Below are 18,694 nucleotides of genomic sequence, written 5' to 3'. Positions count from 1 at the left end.
ACACATCACTCAATTTGAATAATGTGTTTTGGAGTATTATACAATTTCTATATATTATGTATCTGAAAAATATAATGTGGCATACTAATAAAACTAGCTGCTGGACGGTGATAATAATGAAAAAAATATTAGTTATATGCTATTTAATAATGTGTTTTGTATATTGTACTCCTCAAGAAGTTATTGCCGAACAAAATAATAATGCTAAACAAGGCATACCTTATGAATACACTCCAAAAGAAGGCTCTATAGAAGAACTATATAAAGATATAATAGTTACATTGATAGTCCCTTATATTAGTCGTGAAGTAGAAACTCATTATGGTCAACCACTTCTATATGATTTATTTGATATAAAATTTTTAAAAATAGAAAGACCAAGTTATCGTTCATTTGAATTTATAATAAAACTTCAAATCAGACCTTTTGTTGGAGCACACAATACTATAGGAATTGATGATATTACAATAAGAATAACTCCAAGTGAAACTCAAGTTGAAGAATTTAAGCATATTAAAAGTTTTCCGATTCCACCTAATTTAAAATAATATTATAAAAACTTAAAGCAGTAGATGGATTTTTCCTTCTACTGCTTTAAGTTTTAGTGAGAAAAGGTTATAAGTTTAAATTACTATCTATCTAATTATATTCATAATTATTAATTTGAGAACGTTTGTGTACCCATGATTTTCCCATTTCCCTGAATAACACCTATACCAACTTTATTATATGAAGAGTTCATCATATTCGCTCTATGACCTGGTGAATTCCACCATTGATTGAATAATTCAACCGCATCATATGTATTATATGCAATATTTTCTCCTGTTGATGTGTATTTATATCCTATTGTCTGTAACCAGTTTACCCACTTTGTTCCGTCTGGATTTGTATGGCTGAAGAAGTTGTATTGTATCATATCATCACTCTTATATCTAGCCACTTGTAATAATGTATTATCCATAGTTAATGGTTTTAAACCAGCTGCAGTTCTCTTTGCATTCATTAATTCAAGGATTTTTTGTTCAGCACTAGCTTGTACACTTATTGGATATTTTGTCGGTAACTTCGGTAATCCTGTTACACTGATTGTAGTTACAGCTTTAGATGTACTAGCTGTTGTTGTAGTTGTGTACGGGCTAACTGTTGCTGCTGATACTCCTAATGATGAGAAACTTGCCATAGTTGTAGCTGCAATAACTGCTGTTACCATCTTTTTACATAAATTCTTTCTCATTAGTTTTTCTCTCCTTTTAACTATCTTTTATTTGACCTCTTAATTTTTCATATAAACAATAATCATTTAATTAATAATTGTTTTTAAAGTTTGTTGTTTTCGAGTGAGGTCATGTCTCTATAATAACATCTTTTCGACATTATTCAACATTACATTCTTCTGATTAATCCCTTTAAACAATATTAACTCTATAAACCTTGATTATGTTTTCGTATAATCCGTTATACGTTATGATATCACTTAAACCATTACACTGTAAGGCCTAGTCCCCTATCTTCTGATATTTATCTACATACGCAAACTTTAAAGTTCCAGTTCTCCCATTACGCTGCTTGCTTATGATCCATTCAATTATTCCTTTATCTTCTGATTCTATATTATAATAATCATCTCTATACATAAACATTACTAAATCTGCGTCCTGTTCAATATTTCCGGACTCCCTCAAATCTGAAAGCATAGGCCTTTTTTCTGCTCTTTGTTCAACTGCTCTTGATAATTGACATAAGAGGATAACATTCACATCTAATTCTTTTGCTAAAGCTTTAAGCCCCTTTGTAACTTCTCCTATTGCCAAATCTCTAGTTCCCCTTTCTGGAATGTTCATTAAAGTTAAATGGTCTATTATTATTACATCTAATCCATGAGCTTGCTTTATGGCTTTTGCTTTTGCCTTAATTTGAAGCAGTCCTTGGTTTGAACTACAATCTGTGAATACTTTATTTCTCTTTGCTAATTCATTAGACATCATTGTAATTTTTAAAAAATCATTATCGCTTAATTTCCCAAATCTTAATTTTTCAGCTTCAATATTTGCATTGTAAGACAACCTTCTTATTCCAAGAGATTCCTCTGTCATTTCTAATTCTGATAAATACACAGTGTACCCATTCTTACCTAGTCCATCCATTATATTTAATGCAGCTAATGTTTTTCCCATAGATGGCCTGCCAGCTATTATGACTAATTCTCCCTTTTGCAATCCTCCAGTTCTCTTATCAAAAGTAGTAAATCCAGTTTGCATCCCTGGTATTTCTCCGCCCTTTTTATACCTATTTTCTATTTCTGTTAATGTCTTTACCATAAGATCACTATCACTGAATATTGAACTTTTATTTTTCATGTCATTTGCTAGATTTTCTGACATTTTACTTATAACATCAGCAGGCGTAGAATTCTCATCATACATAAACTTTATAGTTTTTGATAATTCTTTAATAGCTTTTCTTCTATAGGACTTGTCCTTTAAAATCTTTATATATTCTTTTGCTTTTATTGGCAGTCCACCTATAGCTATATCAGTTATATAGGTTATTCCACCAGCCCTTTCAAGATTATTTTTGCATATCTCATTTACTAAAAGTGTAATATCAATATCTTTCCCTTCAGCAAATAGCTTACATATAGCAACATAAATAATTTGATGCGCTGTTTTATAAAAATCCTCAACTTTAACTTCATTAATTATTTCCGCCAATATTTTATTGTTATAGAATATCCCACTTAATATCTCCTGTTCACACCTAATATTATTTGGGAGTGTTTGTATATTATCTAAGTTCATGCTCCCCCTCCTATCTCGTATAATTAATTGGATAGTTAGCTTTTAGGCACATTCAAAAAAATAACAAGTCTATTTTCCATCATGCTACGTTGGCAAATTGACCTAATAGGCCCGCTATGAGGGCAATTTGCCTCCTTGCCTGATGAAAAATATCCATGGCAACTTTGGACTTGTTATTTACTTTCATGTGCCTTAATTAACTTCCACTCGTCTTAATTATCTAGGACACTGTCTCCAAAATCTTTATAAGCACCAGCATTTGCTCTTTGCACTGCTGCTTTCTTACCTCTTCCATCTGCTTTCCAATTTTGTAATATAGCCAATAAATATTTATAATTTATCTTCCCTCTTTTCATGGATTCTGTAGCCGCATCTATCAGCCATTTGGATGAATATACTTTGACATCTGCTGCTATAAATTCCATAAGCTTAGGTGACAATATAAATCCACATTTCTCAAAATGTTTAAAAACTTCATTGTTAGAATGGACAACTACTGGCAGACTTTTTATATTATCCTTATATAAACTGCTCTTATCTCTCTCTACATTACTCTTATCTACACTAATCTCATCTAATCTTATCTGAGTATCCGTTTTGTATACAGATTGAATACAACTTTCTGACCCATTAATTTTCCCCAGTGTATATGCTTTATTTTCTTTTAATGACAGCATAGATTTTTCTTCTCTATAAACAGTTTCCTTATATCTGTCTTTTTGAATATAGTTGTGAATTCGCCAATGCTTTATAACAATTACACCACTCTCAAAAATAATCACAAATTTTTTAGCTATTAGTAACTTTAGATCATCCTCACCGCACCCTATCATTCGTTGTATTTTCCTTGGATTATTTATAAAACCATCATCATCTGCTCTCATTGATAAATGAAAATATAAAGTCTGCGTTGATAAAGGCATATCTAAAAATGCATCACTATCAATTATCGTCTTAGAAAACATACGTTTATCTGCCATAATTTCACCCCTTGCTAAGTATTTTAAAGATGTGTATTTAGAGTTATGTGGTAACTTACCGAAAGAACTGGTACTCTATTGTTTCGGTTTCTAGAGAATTCAGCTGTGGATTTCTACCAGCAGAAGTTGTACCCATTTCTGCTTGCTCCCATAATTCAATGTGACAAACAGTAAATGGAACAACTTCTGCTGAAGAAATACTTACAGCCCAATTCTCAATGAAACACTGCACAAAAGAGTACCAGTTCTTTCTGGTGTAGAGTACATCTCAAAGTATAAATCTAGTTCAAAATCCGTTTACCTATATAGATAACAACTTAAACTATGTAATATCTGACAACCAGAAATGAGTGATATACTTTTGCAGAATATTTCATTGGTAATTTTGATGGATGTGATTCTTTGGCTATAAATTGTTCCAAATGTACTTGTTCAAAAAGTGAGAATCGAAAAGTGACTATCCAAGTTTTACATTTGGGTATATGAACCTTCTCTGTGAGCGTTTGTTATTTGAGGCTAGCACTTTGAGTGCAACTTTATAGCCTTAGAACCACCAATCAGGATTGCCCAAAAACTGTAACAAATGTATATTACTTATTTCGGTGAGGTATACGCATAAGTATAGATTATAGTTGTGTTATCCATAGATTTATCAGAATGGCTCGTCCACTATTTCTACATGTTTATCTGCTCCGTTATTAACTTCTTCTACTGGAATATCAGTAGTTTCTTGATTGGCATTATTCTCTATTTCTTCTTTAGCTTCATCATGTGTTGATTCAATAATATCTTCTTGAATATATTCATTTGTGCGGGTTATTGACTCTATTAATAAGTCACTATCATCACTAGTACACACGAAATTCTTGCATGATTTATTTATCACTGTTTCTTTAGCCATTTCATGTGCAAAATTTTTGTGAGCACCACTTTGCCCTTCTGACTCACATTGAATCCATGAACTTTTAATTTGATTAATATTCATTATTTCAACGTAATTTAAATTATCTTCCTTTACTACAACTGCATAGGCACCTTTGATTTTGTTTGTATCTATATTTTCAAACTTTTGCTCATGTTTAGTTATCTTTTTAAGTCCAGTTTCTAAGTTTAGTTCATATGAAAATTCATCACCTTCGTATATGACATTTGCAAATACATTCTTAACGCCTTTTAATCTCTTTGTTGCTGCTATATTTCCTAAATGTGTTTTCGTAAGTTGAAGTTTTCCATCAAATTCTATGAAGCAACATTGCTTTTTAGCTGGGCTTAGGCCTTGAATTATCATGTCCAATAATGTATTTATAATGCTTGTTTGACTGCAGCTTTGTAATAATGGTTTCTTTTCTTTGTCTAATGTTTCACTTAAAATTGAGTAGGCACTTTTAAGAACATTTGAATAATTATAATTAGGTGACATTGTTATATCTCCTGCCCCTTCTAATGCTTCAATTCTACTTAACACCTTTTCTGTAATATTTTTTTCCTGAACTGATGCTGCATTGTTATTTTCCATTATGAAGCCACCTCAACTTTCAATTCTTTATTTAAACTAACCACTAACCTAATTAGCTGACTATCTGTATCGATTAATTGATTTATGGATTCTGCATTATCAATAAAAACTGGTGCATAAACTCCGTAGTGTTCACATAAAGTATTTAATATACTGAGTCCAGCATTCATTTTACTAGCAGTATTTGCATCACTAAATGGAACTCCATTTATAAGAGCTTCACAGGTTTCACTTAATCCTCCATTTATTTGGTTTTCAAATAACTTAAATGTTACTGCACCTTTGAATTTCTTATTGATACTATCTTCTAGCAGCTCAACCTTTGTTCTTATAAACTCTACGCTAAGATAAAGCTTGCCTTCAAGTTCTGCAATTTTAATTTGCAGCTTCTTCTCTTCTTGATTAAGTGCTTCCATTCTTTTTTTCAAATCTTCATTAACATCTTTCTTACCTAAGGTAATATTTATTTCTTCTAATTCATCTTGGAAAGTTTTCTTTTTAACTTTAAGTTCACTATTGTCATTAAACTTAAACTTGTCCATTTCAGACTGTATTGAATTAATTTTAGTTTGCAATTCATCTTGACCTTCAAATTTTATTATTTTTGTTTGTGTTAATAGCTCTTTTTCCTTCTCAAGCTTTTCTAGATCTGCATCAAGATTAGCTTTTTGAGTTTCCAGTTCAATTACTTTTAAACGTAGTGATTCTGCATCATTTTCGTTATTCTTAATTTTTTCCGTAAATTCTATTATGTCTGCAGCTGCTTTTTTACCTTTAGTTGTGATTACTGCTAAAACATTTTCTTTTGATTTATTAAATTTAAATAATGCATCAGCTTTAATTTCTTGAATTTTATCTACATCATATTCCCTGCCGCAATGAGGACAAGAAACTAGTTCAGTATCAAATTCAAATATCCTGTCATACTCAAGGTGGTATTTATTAAGTAAAGTTTGTTTTTCTGACTTTAGTTTCTCTAATTCTTCTTTTGCTGATTCTATATAATTAAAGATTCTTTCTCTTTTACTTTCAAAGTTTTTTAGATTAAAAGCAGCATCTTGAATTTTATTCCTAGTTTCATTGATTTTATTTTGAATATCATTTAATGGTTTAACTGACTCTAAATGTGCCCTATTTCTTTTCTCACTAAGCTCGTCTGTTAGTTTGAATAATTCTTCCTGCAATTTTAATTTTTCTTCACTAGCCTTGCTGCTATCTGCAATTTGTTCATCAAGAGAATTTATATAACCCAAAATAACTTCTTTTCTAAGCTTAAGTGCAGCTGCATCAATTACTTTTATATTGTTATTACATTCATCAATCCTAGCTGGAATAGACCTAACTTCTTCCTTAAGCTTTGCAATACTTGCTTTAACTCTTTTATTAAAGTTATCAACGCCATCTGTAAGTAATGGTAATAGCACCTTAAGCTTTGAATTATAGTTGATTACCTTTTCGTCAGTTATGTCACCTATAATATCTAAAAGAATTTCTCTTTGTTTCTGCCAATTCATGTTAGGAAAATATAAGGGACTTGTAATCATCTTAAATAAGTTTTCATCTATTATTCCATTAATAATTGCCTGATATTCTTTTTGTTTAACTGGAATTTCATCCACATCAAAATCAGTTGTACAGCCTTTAAACTCCTTTTCAGCCTTTCCATTAGGTTTTACCCAACGTTCTTTTAAAGTTCTTTTCAATGTTTTGTGAGTTCCATCTATATTTAAAACTAACCTTACTGAATGTTCTAAGCCATGAATTACATTATTGTCAGGATCTAATGTCTGTATTTCAAAATCGCTTCTGCCATGTGAATCCTTTCCAAATAATGTCCACATGAAAGCATCAAATACAGTAGATTTTCCTGTTCCATTTTCGCCTAAGATTGTTGTTAAAGCCGCAAAATTTATTGTTAATTCCTTAATTCCCTTGAAATTTTTAAGAATTAATTTTTCAAGTTTAATTTTCATTTTTACCCTCCAATAAACTTTTAAATTTACCTATGCAGTTTTTACAAAGTATAATTCCATCTACTTCCTTTAAATCGCTTTTTACCCTTTTACAGCAATTGCATCCTGAGGAATATTTCTTAATTGTTACTGAATCATTCTCCACAAAAAATTCAACTCTATCCTCCTCATTCCAGTTAAGTTGTCTTCTTAATTCTTTTGGTATAACCACCCTCCCTAATGTATCAATTGGTCTTGTCACTCCTGTTACTTTCACAATCTCATTCCCCTTTCAAACTTATATTTTTAAAGTTGTCTCTTAGTTTCTCAAATTCTTCATTAATACGTTTGTAAATTAATTTTTCTTACTCTAATTTTTAATTTTCTGAATATAGATATCCATAATTGCAGTTTTAAATGTGATACTATACTAGAAACCGAAACACAATATGTTTCTTATTTCGGTAAGCCATCACATTTCAATGCCTCTAATATTTGTTTTGCAATCTCTACACCATACTTAGCTACTATTGCATCTGCTAAAATATGATGATATTCTCTTCTCATTTCATCCGTTATAATTCCTTTAACTTCTACTATAATTTCTCTATTTCTTTTCATATTAATCACCTACATAGAAATTCATAGTATTGTATTCATTTGTAATTAAATTTGATACAAATTATTTAGGCAGATGGACTTGTTATATTTTTATCGCGCCTTAGTACAAGCTGTTTCTTTCAGTAAACTCTCTTCTAGCAGTTTCTTAATAATATATACTTGTCCTTTTCCAGTTACTTTTGTAGTATGATAAGTAAAAGTTTTTTCTTTAGACGTTCTGCAGCCTTCAACAATTTCAAAGTGTCCTCTATCTATAAATTCCTGCTTAGGTTCTGTTGTATTTTTAAAGATCATTTTCCAATCTCTAAGCTTTTGCCATAATCTTTTTTCTCCAATAATTATTCCTTGCTTACATGCTATCTTTGCAACTTCTCTGACCAATAAACTATTTTCAGAAATGGCAATTTGATTAATAAATTTGCTTTTATCCTCTAACTCAATATCTTTAGCTATTATAATTTCATCTTTTTTCGATATAGTGTTTTGAGATATCTGTAGTGCTCTTGCCATTATTTCAAAATCACTCATATTCTCATTTACTGGAATATATCCTCCTGTTATTCTTATCTGCCTAAGAACTGCTTTAACTTCCTTTTTGAATTTCTTAGCTATCACTTTTCTGCTTTGCATTAAAACTTCATATAAGCCATCTTCTGTTAAATAAAGCTTGTTTCCACCACTATTACTATTTGTAATAGTCACTTTTTCGTCATCATCAATAGAAATTAACATTTTTGAAACGTTGTAATAACCTTCGCTTGTTTTTGAATAATCAATCCATTCTGCTACATCTTTAGCTAAAAATAATGGGTTTTCTGCGCTGCCATAAACTTTAAAGTCTTTTCCTAAAAGCTGTTGCTCTTTAATAACCTGTAAGTTTTTCACTCTTTCTCCCCCTACTATTTAGAATATTTTCTTAGGAACTGGACAAAATAATCTCAAACAGTATTCAATAAGTTTACCTCATGAGCAAAAAAAAGCTGTTCTATTGGCACATTTAAGTAATCAGATATCTTTTTAGCTTCATCAAGTGAAAATTTAGTTTTTCCAGTTTCTTTGTTGCTATAAGTTGTTAGTGTAATTCCTAATATTTTTGCAATTTTTTCTTGCTTAATACCTTTTAACATTCTATAAGCTTTCAATGTTTTATTTGCCATTCTATTCACACCTCCCTGAGTAAACTTTTTGTTTACCTAGTATATTAATATCATAGTAAACTTTTAGTTTACTGTCAACAGCTTTTTTATAAACTTATTAAAATTATATTCAATTTGTTTACTCCCGTTTTATAAAGTCAACTAAATGTTTATAATTAATTACATAAGAAAGTTAAGACACATGAAAATAACTGGCAAGTCCAATGGATTTATTATTTATTTGAAAGTGCCTAAATATAGGAGTGAGAAATATGAGTAATACTCTTAATGAACGAATTAAAGAAAGAAGATTGTTATTAGGATATAATCAACCAGAATTAGCTAAAATAATGAATGTCAGTAAACAAACTGTTTCTAACTGGGAAAATGGAAATAGAACCCCTGATGCTGAAACGCTGTCTAAGTTAAGTGATTTATTTTCCGTATCCGTTGATTATCTTTTAGGAAAAACAGATATAGTAGCATCTCCAACTGTTGATGGATTAGATCTAGAATTAACTAAAAAAGATGAGAAAGATATAGAAAAAACTTTAAATAAAACTCTTGAAATGTTAGAAAAGCAAGAAGGCCTAATGCTCTCAGGAGAACTTATAGACGAAGATGACTTTGAATTAATTAAAGCAGCTATTCAAAATGGACTTGAATATGCTAAAAAGGTAAATAAAAAGAAATTTACACCGAAAAAATTCAAAAAATAAAAATGGTAATGGTCAATAATTGGGGGTATTTATTTGAATAAAATTATCAATAAAAAGGTCGCTCAGCTAAAGAAGAAATATCACACGAAAAATCCATTTGAACTTTGTGAATATCTTGGAATAAAAATTTTATATGAGAATCTTGGTAAAAATATAAATGGGTTTTATCAAGCTGCTCCTCGTAATAAAATAATTCACATTAATATAAATTTAGATGAATCTTCAAGATATTTCACATGTTCACACGAATTAGGACACGCTCTCTTCCACAGCAAACTTAACATATTGTTTTTAGAGAAAAATACTTTTGTCATTAAAAACAAACTGGAAAATGAAGCTGATTATTTTTCAGCTAATTTAGCTATTGATGATGATGAATTAAAAGGCGATAATTTCGAAAATATGACTATTGAACAAATAGCCGCACAGCTCCATGTACCTATAGAATTATTAAAATTGAGATTAAAGCATATCTCCAAATTAGTAACTAACCACTAAGCAGCTCCCCTACTATGTAATCCTTTTATATTTGATATTTAATTCTAGAATATTTAAGTATTTTTTTATTAAATTATAATGGGATTTTATTACTTGTAAGTAAATTTTTAAATCATTTTGTATTAACAGGTAGTCTAAACTTAAGTTAAAATCAGACTACCTGTTTTTAGAGTATCTATAAATGATGTGTTTTGGAGTTGATACACAAGTTGAGAATATTATGCATGAATCTTGGTACCGGAAATGTTTATTAGGCATAGAACTTTATTCTTTAATAACTGGTATCCAAATTTCGCTTTTGTAGTCAGTTGCACTCAAATCACCTTTTGAGTACCACTCCACTTCTGGCGCTTCTGCATGCTTATAACCAGATGTAGGAAACCATTCTGAAAAAATCCTTCCCCAAATTTCTGCCATAGCTGTAGGCATAGGACCGGTTATTTCAAATATCGCCCATGTAAGAGATGGTATTTCAAGTTCACACAATGTTTCTGGACAGCTTTTTTTCGTTGTGGTTGCGATATAGTAGTCAGTTGTATTGTCATCATACATTCCACTGTATACGCCTAATAAACCATATGGTTCAGTGTCCCCCAGTCCAGCGATTTGCTCAAATGTCTCTGCTGAGGTCTCACTCCACATTCTTCCGATGTTTTCACCTAAACCTTCAATATGCGAAAACCTTTTCTTTACACCTACAATAGTAAACGCATCTTTTTGCTCAATTCTGTAGTTCATTTCAACCACTCCTTTTAATATTTGAATTCTTAGAAAGCATAATCGTAATTCTTGTTTTATACAAAGGATTTCCATCATCTGAATAACTTCATTCATTTGAACCAACCCAGCAACTTATACAAAATGATTTTTATCCATTACCTTTATTCCTTCATCTAATTATAATATATACATAATTAACTATTATGTATATATTATAACGTATTTTGTAATTTGTGTATTATTCAAATTTCATTTAGGGAAAACTTTGTAACTAGTAAAGAGTTGTGTGGTGTCAATCAATCCAATAAAAAATCCCCCAATAATAGGGGGGATATAAATCAATTGTTAATGATGCCCCCTCTCCTCTTATACTTGGTGTGGTCTCCAGATCATCATCATTATTATTTGAATTTGTTACTTTATCTATTTATAGCGCTAAGATATTTTCACTAGCCATTTATCTCCGTTCTCTAGAATATCGTTTGATGCTACCTCCTCAAGCCAATTACAAATTTCAAGTGAAACTTGCTGCGTTTTTATCCCTGCTTTCTCAGTTATTGCAACTGAGTATTTTGTTCTTTGAATTGCCTCTAACATTTAAAATTTCATTTCACCAAATTCTCCAACAAATTAGTTGCATAAGAAACTAATTTGTGTTATTTTAATATTAGTTGCAAAGGAAACTAATATTAAAAAGGAGAGATCATTCATGGAAAAAGATATACAAAAAGATAAGGTTCTTTGGACAAAAAACTTCGTTATTATAAACATAATAAACTTATTAATATTTTTTGGATTTCAAATGCTATTACCGACACTTCCAATTTATGCAAAAAAACTTGGTGGGACAAACTCTGTCATTGGATTAGTAACTGGAGCATTTGTAGTATCTTCAGTAATAATTAGGCCAATCTCAGGATTACTTCTTGATAAATTAGGCCGACAAAAGGTGTTTTTAGTTGGATTATTTATATTTATTGTATCTGTATTTTCTTATTCACTAGTTCCATTTATTAGTGCAATTATTATGATACGTTTTATCCATGGCTTTGGCTGGGGTGCAGTAAGTACAGCTTCTAATACAATTGCTTCTGATAATATACCAAAGGATCGTTTTGGAGAAGGTATGGGATATTTTAGTTTGACAAGTAGTTTAGCTATGGCAGTAGCTCCTACAATTGGACTATTTGTAATATCAAAATATAACTTTCAAATTCTATTTCTAGTATCTACCCTACTAGCCGTGCTTGGAGGCATTGTTGCTTTTAAATTAGAATACAAAAAAATTGAGAATAAAGAGCAAACTAAAACAAAAGCTTCCTTGTATGAAAAAGTATCTATAAATCCTTCTATTATAGTATTTTTTATAACAATAACTTATGGTGCATTAACCAGTTTCTTACCTCTTTATGCTTCACAAAAAGGCATAGAAAACATTGGAGTTTTCTTTACAGTCTATGCAATATCCTTATTCATATCTAGACCAATATTCGGTAAAATAATAGATAAATTAGGTTTTGACTATGCGATCATTCCAGGTTTTATATGTGTGATTATATCAATGGCATTGTTATCTGAGGCTTCAAATATCAGCATGTTTTTAATCTCCGCATTTATTTACGGAATAGGCTTTGGAGCAACTCAATCTAGTTTACAGACAATGGCAATGACTGGGGTTGCACCTTCACGTTTAGGCGCTGCCAATGCTACATTTTTCACTGCATTTGATTGTGGTGTAGGATTAGGTGCAGTAATTTTAGGAGTAGTTTCAGCAAACGTTGGATATGCTCAAATGTATCTTTGGGCAAGCGGATCAGCTATTATAGCTTTTATTCTTTATTTTATTATTGGTAGAAAAAGAAAACTTCAATGTAAAACATTGAAACTATAATTATTTATCTATATAATTTAAGATGGTTTTATAGGAAACCAATGTAAAGGAGATAAGTAATTATGGAGAACATTAGTAAACTTAATGCAGCAATTTATAGAAATGCTCAGAGTATAATAAATTCAAAGCTTATAGATTTAAATATTAGAAGCGGTCAACATGATTTTTTATATGTGCTTTCAAAAAATGAAGGTATAAGTCAGAAAGAATTAAGTGAATTCCTGTATGTAGGTAAATCAACTACTGCAAAAGCAGTTAAAAATCTAATAGAAAATGATTATGTAAAAAGAGTTCAAGATGAAAATGATAAGCGTATTTATAGATTATATTTAGCAGAGGAAGGTAAAAAAGTCATTCCTAAAATAGAATCAACATTTTTAGAATTAGTTGCTATTTTTTCTAAAAACTTATCAAAGGAAGAAGAAGAACAAACAGTTATTATTCTAAAAAGAATCCTCCATACCATTTCTGAAGAAAAAAATAAAATAAATTCTGATATTGATTAATTTATAGATTATTTCATCTTTTGCAAATGTATATAGGGTTCCGCAATGATAATCGAACTTATGTGTGTTCCCACCGAAATCAATGATATTCGTTTGTTTCGGTTTCTAAGGAATTTTGATGGGTAGTTCTAAGATTGGAAGTTGCACCAAAAGTGCTGGCCTCAATGACAAGCATTGAACTAGCACTTTTGAACAACTTCCAATCTAAGAACTACAGACATCAAAATTCCAGATGAAACACTACACAAAAGAATATCATTGATTTCTAGTTAGGGAATATATCACAGCATAAGTTTAATTATCGATGAGGAACCCTATATCGATAATACAAATATAACTTGTACTTATGCATATGGTGGAGGTAATACATGCCTTTAAAATGTACTATAAAATCAAACATTTTAAAAACTGTTCAGTTATTTGTATTTAAGAACTACAAAAATTGTTTATAAATAGGTGAATCTAAAGATTCAAGCCTAGGAATGGATGTCCCCAGTCTACGTGCTTCAGCAAGAGTATCGCTTACAAATATTACATTGCTTTCAGCTTTTAGACTTTCACTCCCACTAGCACTTTTCATTATTTCTCGAGGTAAGTTCCCTTTTGCTAATGCTAATTTCATTACAAAAGCTACAAGGCCTGCAGGTAAATTTACTGCAAAATTTGTTAATGCACTAACCTTAGATCCTTTAGCATCCATCAATGATATAAGTTCCCTTAATCTTAAGGTAAAATCCTTAAGAGCATTTGTAGAATCAAACAGATTATTTAAAGAGCCTACTTTTGAAGCTGCAGACATCATACTTGCATTACTTATGAAGTGGAACCATAACCAATTACGCATATCTTTCTTTTCAGATATACCAAAACCTGCTTTTTTAAATAAGCGATTTACTTTATCATACCTGTTTCTATTTGTACTATCATCAATAAATCCCATAAAGATGTTTTTCATAAATCCGCCATCTAATGTGTTTTTATTTATAAAAGATCCGCCGGCTCCTGGGAATCCCCAAACAACTTGTTCCTTTGGAATTGATCCAATTGAATCTAATGGTTCATCAATAATATTATTAAATAGTAAAACGGTTGAATTATTAACACGTGGCTCTAAATAACTTATGACATTACTTAGCTGATTGTGATTTACGCTAATCATTATTAAATCAAAATCATGGTTAGATGACAGTTCTTCTATCATTTTAATTTTCCAAGCTTTATTTACGGAATCACCCTTTTTATTCTTTCTACCATCTAATATTTTTAAGTTGACTATATCTCCATAATGATCTCTTCTTCCTGGACGAACATAAAATGTTACATCATTGCCTGCTTGTTCTAAAGCCCATCCATATTGAGTTGAAATTACTCCTCTGCCTATTATTAATATTTTCATAATATACCTCCTATTATACATGTGTTGTTTAAAATGCAAGTGTATGTTAATATAATATTTAATTACACACATATCTACAACCAATAGATTTTTTTATGTGTTGTGTAAGCAACATTTTATAAAATCTGTTGTGTTAATAAAGGAGATTAATGATAAATTATGAATGAAAAAGATCCAAGAGCAGTAAGAACAAAAAATTTAATTAAAGAAGCTTTTGTCAAATTACTTGAGGAAAAAGACTTTAAAAATATAACCATTAAGGATATTACAACAAAAGCAACAATTAATAGAGCAACTTTTTATGCCCACTATTTAGATAAATATATTTTACTAGAAGAGCTTGTTATAGATTGCTTTGAAGAAATGTTACCAATAGAAATTTTAAACGCTACAGAATTAAATGAAGAAATTATAAAGGAACTTATTTTCTTCCTTTATGAATACTATATTTCTTTTTATCAAAAGCGTAAAATTGATTCTACCTCCATAGCTTCTACTGTAGATAATTTATTAAAATATAAAATAGATAATCTTATTGAAAAAATATTAAATAGTATGGCAATTAGAAATGAGTTAGCTTCTAAAGACACAAATATATTAGTCAAACTAATTTCATCATCAGTATATGGTTGTGCTCACTATTGCTATTTTAATAAAAATGATAAAGAATACAATATAAAAAAAACACTTAGCTTTATTATGAATGGGATAAACGCTGTTAAATAAACCCATTCTCTAAATTGATAAGCTGCAGTGCTCAAAGGTTGAACGTAGCATACTAAGCTGCTACTTTATTATTCAAGATTTTTTACATGTTATCTCGTAATTTCCTTTAAATTTATCTCCTTCTATAAAAAGATTATATTTGTCGGTTTTCTCTATTTTTATATCCTTTTCTCCCTTTTTCCCTGTATCAAACTCATATATTAAGTTTCCTTGGGAATCAACAAACCTTAGCAATAATTTTCCATCCTTAATAGTTGATTTATAATTAAATCGTATAGTATCCCCTTGATTAAAAGTAATTGTATAAGGAATTTTTGAAGAATCTGTCCATTCTCCATTTGTACTCATACACCTAGTTATTGATGTTGTTTTATTATTTTCTTTTATAACTGTGTAACATGATAAGAATGTAATTAATACAAAAATTATAATGCATACAAAAGATTTTTGATAAGAATTTAATTTCATGATATCCTCCTTTATTAAAATATTGTGATAAAAATATAATCAGTTTTAAGAATCATGTATTAGTTTCTTAATAAATCATAGATATTCTACAATCATATAAATGCTATGCCATCTTTCCTTCTAAAGATCTTATTTTTACCGGCTTTATTCCAATAATAAACATAATTTTTAAAGAAAACCTTGCTATATTTCTAAGGATTTTCTAAAGATTATTTAACTTAACTTTATTCTTACACCATTAAACTAAATATCTCGAATGTTTAAATTTTCACCAGTGGATATGTTTCAAAGCAAAAAAAATCATCTATTGATAAAATTCTTTTTATCAATAGATGATAGCAAATTCAGTCATTCTTCCTTTACAAAGACCCCCTGGGGTGCTTCTGAAGTCCGAAGGGCTGAAGTTGCTATAGCTTCTTTATACGCTCGTCAACTTTGTCATCAATCATAGCTTATCCATTTTCCATTCGGTAGTCAAATGATACAGCTCTACCTGTTATCGGCAGATTTCACATCTTGGGACAGGTAATATTGTGAAATAACTTTATGACCAATTTCAGGATGTGTATAACGCATTCTATCCTGTGTCTTATTCTCGTAATTTATGGCTCGTTTTGGGCAGTGCTGAATACAGGCCATACAGCTTTCACATTGGTTGTGGAACACAGGTATTCCATCTTCTAAGGTTATATTCTTTGCTGGACAAACATCCCGGCATATCCCGCATGAAACACAATTCTTATTTACATCATAGCTGCTCGTTCCATTACGAATGAAAGCTATAAATGTATCATACCGCTCTTTATCAGAGGTTTCTAATGGCTGTATGGTTATGCGCTGCTTGGCAATAATACTATCAATTACTGGTTTTGTGTTAATTTCAGCTTTTTTTAAAATGTCGTTGACGTCTCCAGTCATGGGGTAAGCTGTTACCGCATTGGGATACGTAATAATTTTGTCACCATAGTTCAACTGCAGCCCCCTCTGTTGAAGTAAATTGGCCATTTGTGAAATAACGGTACCGTTATTTCCTGCGTATGTCGACACGCAAAAAATGTAAGTATCGCTCAGGTCTAAAAACTTCATATTATGGACAAAGTCAGCAACCATTGACGGTGGACCGCCGGCATAATTGGGAAATACAAAACCTATACGATCAAGCCCGGATTGAATCTCTAACAAAGTGTCTTTGTATATTGCAACAAGCTCGCACTCGGGTAATGCATTGGCAATATCTTTTGCAACTTTAAGACTGTTTCCAGTACCAGTGAAGAAATAAATTCTATTCTTCATCCTTATCACTCCTAATATAATAATTATAGCTATTAAATCTATGCAGTTTATAAGTTTGCGTGCCAGATAATAGAAGAAGGTTTGACTCAAAATTATTATTCAATAATATCATACAAAGTTTCGAATTACAATATATTATTTCTGTAACCTGTAACGTTTTTGCTAAAGAATGTTGTTCTGCTTCATCTATATAATGCGTGGTCAAAAATACTGTGGATATTCTCAATGGACGTCTGATACCTGAAAACGAAGTTAAATAATTTGCTTATAAATTATATCTCAACGGGCAATAATAAACATATATTAGTTGCGAGGTGTTGCTATATGTTATCAAAATATCTTGTTCGAACTTTTATAAAAGATTATGCCAACATAGGAAATCATAAAGTTAGAAATGCTTATGGTTACTTAGGTGGAATAGTAGGAATTATTCTAAATATTGCTTTGTCTGCGATTAAATTGACTATAGGAGCTATTACTCATAGTATATCAATTATGGCAGATGCAGTTAATAATTTAACAGATGCTACTTCTTCAGTAATAACTATAATTGGTTTTAAAATGGCTTCTAAGCCAGCTGATAAAGAACATCCCTTTGGCCATGGAAGAGTTGAATACATTTCTGGCCTAATAGTTTCCTTTTTAGTTTTACTAGTTGGAATTGAATTCATTAAATCTTCTTATGAAAAAATAAGAAATCCATCAGCAATTAATTTTCAATGGACTTCCGTAATAATTTTATTATTATCTATATTAGTTAAGATATGGCTAAGCAGTTTTTCTAAATTCATAGGTAACGCTATTGATTCCTCTGCTCTTAAGGCCTCTGGCTTAGAATCTTTAGTTGATGTAATTATCTGTGTTGGTATTGCTTTCTCCTTAATTTTATCCAGATATATTACTTTTCCAATTGATGGTTATCTAGGAGTCCTGATTTCATTGTTCATTTTATTTTCAGGTTATTCCTTAATAAAAGAAACCTTAAATCCTTTACTGGGAGAAGCACCAGATAGCAAACTTGTAGAGAAAATAATACATGCAATGGCTAAATATAAACATATAATTGGTGTTCATGATTTGATGATCCATAATTATGGCCCTAGAAATACACTTGCTTCGATACATGTAGAAGTGCCATGCACACTATCTTTAATGGAGCTTACGGAAACAATTGATGCCGCTGAAAATGAAATTTCTAATGATTTGAATATCTGCATGGTAATTCATGTAGATCCAGTAAAAGAACTGCCTAAAAAAAGAGGCTCAACAATAGCCCATTTTCACTAATCTTATTCCTTGTCTATAAAAAGTGAGCTGTCACATAAAAAATATCACTACAGCTTTAAAAATCTTTATCAATAAAAAAGAATTTTAACAATGCTCTTATGCATTATTAAAATTCTTTTTAAATAATTATAATTTTTTAACCTTGAATTTATCCTTGTCATTTACTATTTTAATATTTAAATTA

The 18,694-nt window shown here is 30.3% G+C and carries 21 protein-coding genes and 1 pseudogene; 7 read left to right on the top strand and 15 right to left on the bottom strand.

Features of this window, described 5'->3' with window-relative positions; translation table 11 throughout:
• Positions 1 to 116: 116 nt before the first annotated feature.
• Positions 117 to 548 (top strand): DUF3888 domain-containing protein, encoded by a 432-nt coding sequence (locus tag CLCHR_RS14910; protein ID WP_169896810.1) that lies wholly within the window; start codon positions 117 to 119, stop codon positions 546 to 548.
• Between the two features lie 110 nt (positions 549 to 658).
• Here the strand turns inward: CLCHR_RS14910 and CLCHR_RS14905 are convergent.
• The 10 genes and pseudogenes from CLCHR_RS14905 to CLCHR_RS14870 form a co-directional block, all read right to left on the bottom strand.
• A pseudogene (locus tag CLCHR_RS14905) lies at positions 659 to 1,093 on the bottom strand (CAP domain-containing protein); the annotation flags it as partial.
• 406 nt (positions 1,094 to 1,499) lie between these two features.
• The gene (gene dnaB, locus CLCHR_RS14900) at positions 1,500 to 2,801 is read right to left on the bottom strand and encodes a replicative DNA helicase (protein WP_079440632.1); all 1,302 of its coding nucleotides are present in this window, start codon (positions 2,799 to 2,801) and stop codon (positions 1,500 to 1,502) included.
• Positions 2,802 to 3,013: 212 nt separating this feature from the next.
• Positions 3,014 to 3,781: a DnaD domain protein gene (locus CLCHR_RS24470; protein ID WP_139376243.1), complete on the bottom strand. Its 768-nt coding sequence runs from the start codon at positions 3,779 to 3,781 to the stop codon at positions 3,014 to 3,016.
• Positions 3,782 to 3,836: 55 nt separating this feature from the next.
• Positions 3,837 to 4,013, bottom strand: coding sequence for a hypothetical protein (locus tag CLCHR_RS24845; RefSeq protein ID WP_169896809.1), 177 nt, complete (start codon positions 4,011 to 4,013; stop codon positions 3,837 to 3,839).
• Positions 4,014 to 4,433: 420 nt separating this feature from the next.
• A complete protein-coding gene (locus CLCHR_RS14890) occupies positions 4,434 to 5,297 on the bottom strand; it encodes a recombinase RecT (protein ID WP_079440631.1) in 864 nt (287 codons plus the stop codon).
• Positions 5,297 to 7,270, bottom strand: coding sequence for an AAA family ATPase (locus CLCHR_RS14885; RefSeq protein ID WP_079440630.1), 1,974 nt, complete (start codon positions 7,268 to 7,270; stop codon positions 5,297 to 5,299). Before CLCHR_RS14885 ends, CLCHR_RS14890 begins: the two co-directional genes overlap by 1 nt.
• Positions 7,260 to 7,526: an AbrB/MazE/SpoVT family DNA-binding domain-containing protein gene (locus CLCHR_RS14880; RefSeq protein ID WP_079440629.1), complete on the bottom strand. Its 267-nt coding sequence runs from the start codon at positions 7,524 to 7,526 to the stop codon at positions 7,260 to 7,262. The genes CLCHR_RS14885 and CLCHR_RS14880 overlap by 11 nt, the downstream gene beginning before the upstream one ends.
• A gap of 179 nt (positions 7,527 to 7,705) precedes the next feature.
• Positions 7,706 to 7,870: a hypothetical protein gene (locus CLCHR_RS24840; RefSeq protein WP_169896808.1), complete on the bottom strand. Its 165-nt coding sequence runs from the start codon at positions 7,868 to 7,870 to the stop codon at positions 7,706 to 7,708.
• A gap of 90 nt (positions 7,871 to 7,960) precedes the next feature.
• Entirely contained in the window at positions 7,961 to 8,755 is a 795-nt protein-coding gene (locus CLCHR_RS14875; protein WP_079440628.1) for a phage antirepressor, read from the bottom strand.
• A gap of 53 nt (positions 8,756 to 8,808) precedes the next feature.
• On the bottom strand, positions 8,809 to 9,027 hold the full coding sequence (locus tag CLCHR_RS14870; protein ID WP_079440627.1) for a helix-turn-helix transcriptional regulator: 219 nt from the start codon (positions 9,025 to 9,027) through the stop codon (positions 8,809 to 8,811).
• Between the two features lie 251 nt (positions 9,028 to 9,278).
• Here CLCHR_RS14870 and CLCHR_RS14865 point away from each other — a divergent pair, with 251 nt between their 5' ends.
• Together CLCHR_RS14865 and CLCHR_RS14860 are read left to right on the top strand one after the other, a co-directional pair.
• On the top strand, positions 9,279 to 9,725 hold the full coding sequence (locus CLCHR_RS14865; protein WP_079440626.1) for a helix-turn-helix transcriptional regulator: 447 nt from the start codon (positions 9,279 to 9,281) through the stop codon (positions 9,723 to 9,725).
• Positions 9,726 to 9,758: 33 nt separating this feature from the next.
• A complete protein-coding gene (locus tag CLCHR_RS14860; protein ID WP_079440625.1) occupies positions 9,759 to 10,223 on the top strand; it encodes an ImmA/IrrE family metallo-endopeptidase in 465 nt (154 codons plus the stop codon).
• A 264-nt stretch (positions 10,224 to 10,487) separates the two neighbouring features.
• On the opposite strand, the gene CLCHR_RS14855 is transcribed toward CLCHR_RS14860, so the two are convergent.
• Together CLCHR_RS14855 and CLCHR_RS24465 are read right to left on the bottom strand one after the other, a co-directional pair.
• Positions 10,488 to 10,961, bottom strand: a complete 474-nt coding sequence (locus CLCHR_RS14855; protein WP_242966090.1) for a GyrI-like domain-containing protein — start codon at positions 10,959 to 10,961, stop codon at positions 10,488 to 10,490.
• Between the two features lie 417 nt (positions 10,962 to 11,378).
• The gene (locus tag CLCHR_RS24465; RefSeq protein WP_207652323.1) at positions 11,379 to 11,540 is read right to left on the bottom strand and encodes a hypothetical protein; all 162 of its coding nucleotides are present in this window, start codon (positions 11,538 to 11,540) and stop codon (positions 11,379 to 11,381) included.
• 112 nt (positions 11,541 to 11,652) lie between these two features.
• On the opposite strand from CLCHR_RS24465, the gene CLCHR_RS14850 reads away from it, so the two are divergent.
• Both CLCHR_RS14850 and CLCHR_RS14845 read left to right on the top strand, forming a co-directional pair.
• Positions 11,653 to 12,834, top strand: coding sequence for an MFS transporter (locus tag CLCHR_RS14850; protein WP_079440624.1), 1,182 nt, complete (start codon positions 11,653 to 11,655; stop codon positions 12,832 to 12,834).
• A gap of 62 nt (positions 12,835 to 12,896) precedes the next feature.
• Positions 12,897 to 13,340, top strand: a complete 444-nt coding sequence (locus CLCHR_RS14845) for a MarR family winged helix-turn-helix transcriptional regulator (RefSeq protein WP_079440623.1) — start codon at positions 12,897 to 12,899, stop codon at positions 13,338 to 13,340.
• 433 nt (positions 13,341 to 13,773) lie between these two features.
• Here CLCHR_RS14845 and CLCHR_RS14840 read toward each other — a convergent pair whose 3' ends face one another.
• Positions 13,774 to 14,736 (bottom strand): ketopantoate reductase family protein, encoded by a 963-nt coding sequence (locus tag CLCHR_RS14840; protein WP_079440622.1) that lies wholly within the window; start codon positions 14,734 to 14,736, stop codon positions 13,774 to 13,776.
• A gap of 159 nt (positions 14,737 to 14,895) precedes the next feature.
• On the opposite strand from CLCHR_RS14840, the gene CLCHR_RS14835 reads away from it, so the two are divergent.
• Entirely contained in the window at positions 14,896 to 15,462 is a 567-nt protein-coding gene (locus CLCHR_RS14835; protein ID WP_079440621.1) for a TetR/AcrR family transcriptional regulator, read from the top strand.
• 72 nt (positions 15,463 to 15,534) lie between these two features.
• Here the strand turns inward: CLCHR_RS14835 and CLCHR_RS14830 are convergent, their stop codons facing one another.
• Together CLCHR_RS14830 and CLCHR_RS14825 are read right to left on the bottom strand one after the other, a co-directional pair.
• Positions 15,535 to 15,930: a hypothetical protein gene (locus tag CLCHR_RS14830; protein ID WP_079440620.1), complete on the bottom strand. Its 396-nt coding sequence runs from the start codon at positions 15,928 to 15,930 to the stop codon at positions 15,535 to 15,537.
• Positions 15,931 to 16,419: 489 nt separating this feature from the next.
• Positions 16,420 to 17,223 (bottom strand): EFR1 family ferrodoxin, encoded by an 804-nt coding sequence (locus CLCHR_RS14825; RefSeq protein ID WP_079440619.1) that lies wholly within the window; start codon positions 17,221 to 17,223, stop codon positions 16,420 to 16,422.
• Positions 17,224 to 17,547: 324 nt separating this feature from the next.
• Here CLCHR_RS14825 and CLCHR_RS14820 point away from each other — a divergent pair, with 324 nt between their 5' ends.
• Positions 17,548 to 18,510, top strand: a complete 963-nt coding sequence (locus CLCHR_RS14820) for a cation diffusion facilitator family transporter (RefSeq protein ID WP_079440618.1) — start codon at positions 17,548 to 17,550, stop codon at positions 18,508 to 18,510.
• The last annotated feature ends 184 nt before the right edge of the window (positions 18,511 to 18,694 follow it).

Origin of the sequence: Clostridium chromiireducens (genome assembly GCF_002029255.1) — a bacterium.
GTDB lineage: Bacteria > Bacillota > Clostridia > Clostridiales > Clostridiaceae > Clostridium > Clostridium chromiireducens.
This window is presented reverse-complemented; position numbering and strand designations above follow the sequence as displayed.

Bases quoted from the DNA above. Each gene is read 5' to 3' on its own strand.
- CLCHR_RS14910 (WP_169896810.1), top strand. From the start codon at position 117: ATGAAAAAAATATTAGTTATATGCTATTTAATAATGTGTTTTGTATAT.
- dnaB (WP_079440632.1), bottom strand. From the start codon at position 2,801: ATGAACTTAGATAATATACAAACACTCCCAAATAATATTAGGTGTGAA.
- CLCHR_RS24470 (WP_139376243.1), bottom strand. From the start codon at position 3,781: ATGGCAGATAAACGTATGTTTTCTAAGACGATAATTGATAGTGATGCA.
- CLCHR_RS14890 (WP_079440631.1), bottom strand. From the start codon at position 5,297: ATGGAAAATAACAATGCAGCATCAGTTCAGGAAAAAAATATTACAGAA.
- CLCHR_RS14885 (WP_079440630.1), bottom strand. From the start codon at position 7,270: ATGAAAATTAAACTTGAAAAATTAATTCTTAAAAATTTCAAGGGAATT.
- CLCHR_RS24840 (WP_169896808.1), bottom strand. From the start codon at position 7,870: ATGAAAAGAAATAGAGAAATTATAGTAGAAGTTAAAGGAATTATAACG.
- CLCHR_RS14870 (WP_079440627.1), bottom strand. From the start codon at position 9,027: ATGGCAAATAAAACATTGAAAGCTTATAGAATGTTAAAAGGTATTAAG.
- CLCHR_RS14865 (WP_079440626.1), top strand. From the start codon at position 9,279: ATGAGTAATACTCTTAATGAACGAATTAAAGAAAGAAGATTGTTATTA.
- CLCHR_RS14855 (WP_242966090.1), bottom strand. From the start codon at position 10,961: ATGAACTACAGAATTGAGCAAAAAGATGCGTTTACTATTGTAGGTGTA.
- CLCHR_RS24465 (WP_207652323.1), bottom strand. From the start codon at position 11,540: ATGTTAGAGGCAATTCAAAGAACAAAATACTCAGTTGCAATAACTGAG.
- CLCHR_RS14850 (WP_079440624.1), top strand. From the start codon at position 11,653: ATGGAAAAAGATATACAAAAAGATAAGGTTCTTTGGACAAAAAACTTC.
- CLCHR_RS14845 (WP_079440623.1), top strand. From the start codon at position 12,897: ATGGAGAACATTAGTAAACTTAATGCAGCAATTTATAGAAATGCTCAG.
- CLCHR_RS14840 (WP_079440622.1), bottom strand. From the start codon at position 14,736: ATGAAAATATTAATAATAGGCAGAGGAGTAATTTCAACTCAATATGGA.
- CLCHR_RS14835 (WP_079440621.1), top strand. From the start codon at position 14,896: ATGAATGAAAAAGATCCAAGAGCAGTAAGAACAAAAAATTTAATTAAA.
- CLCHR_RS14830 (WP_079440620.1), bottom strand. From the start codon at position 15,930: ATGAAATTAAATTCTTATCAAAAATCTTTTGTATGCATTATAATTTTT.
- CLCHR_RS14825 (WP_079440619.1), bottom strand. From the start codon at position 17,223: ATGAAGAATAGAATTTATTTCTTCACTGGTACTGGAAACAGTCTTAAA.
- CLCHR_RS14820 (WP_079440618.1), top strand. From the start codon at position 17,548: ATGTTATCAAAATATCTTGTTCGAACTTTTATAAAAGATTATGCCAAC.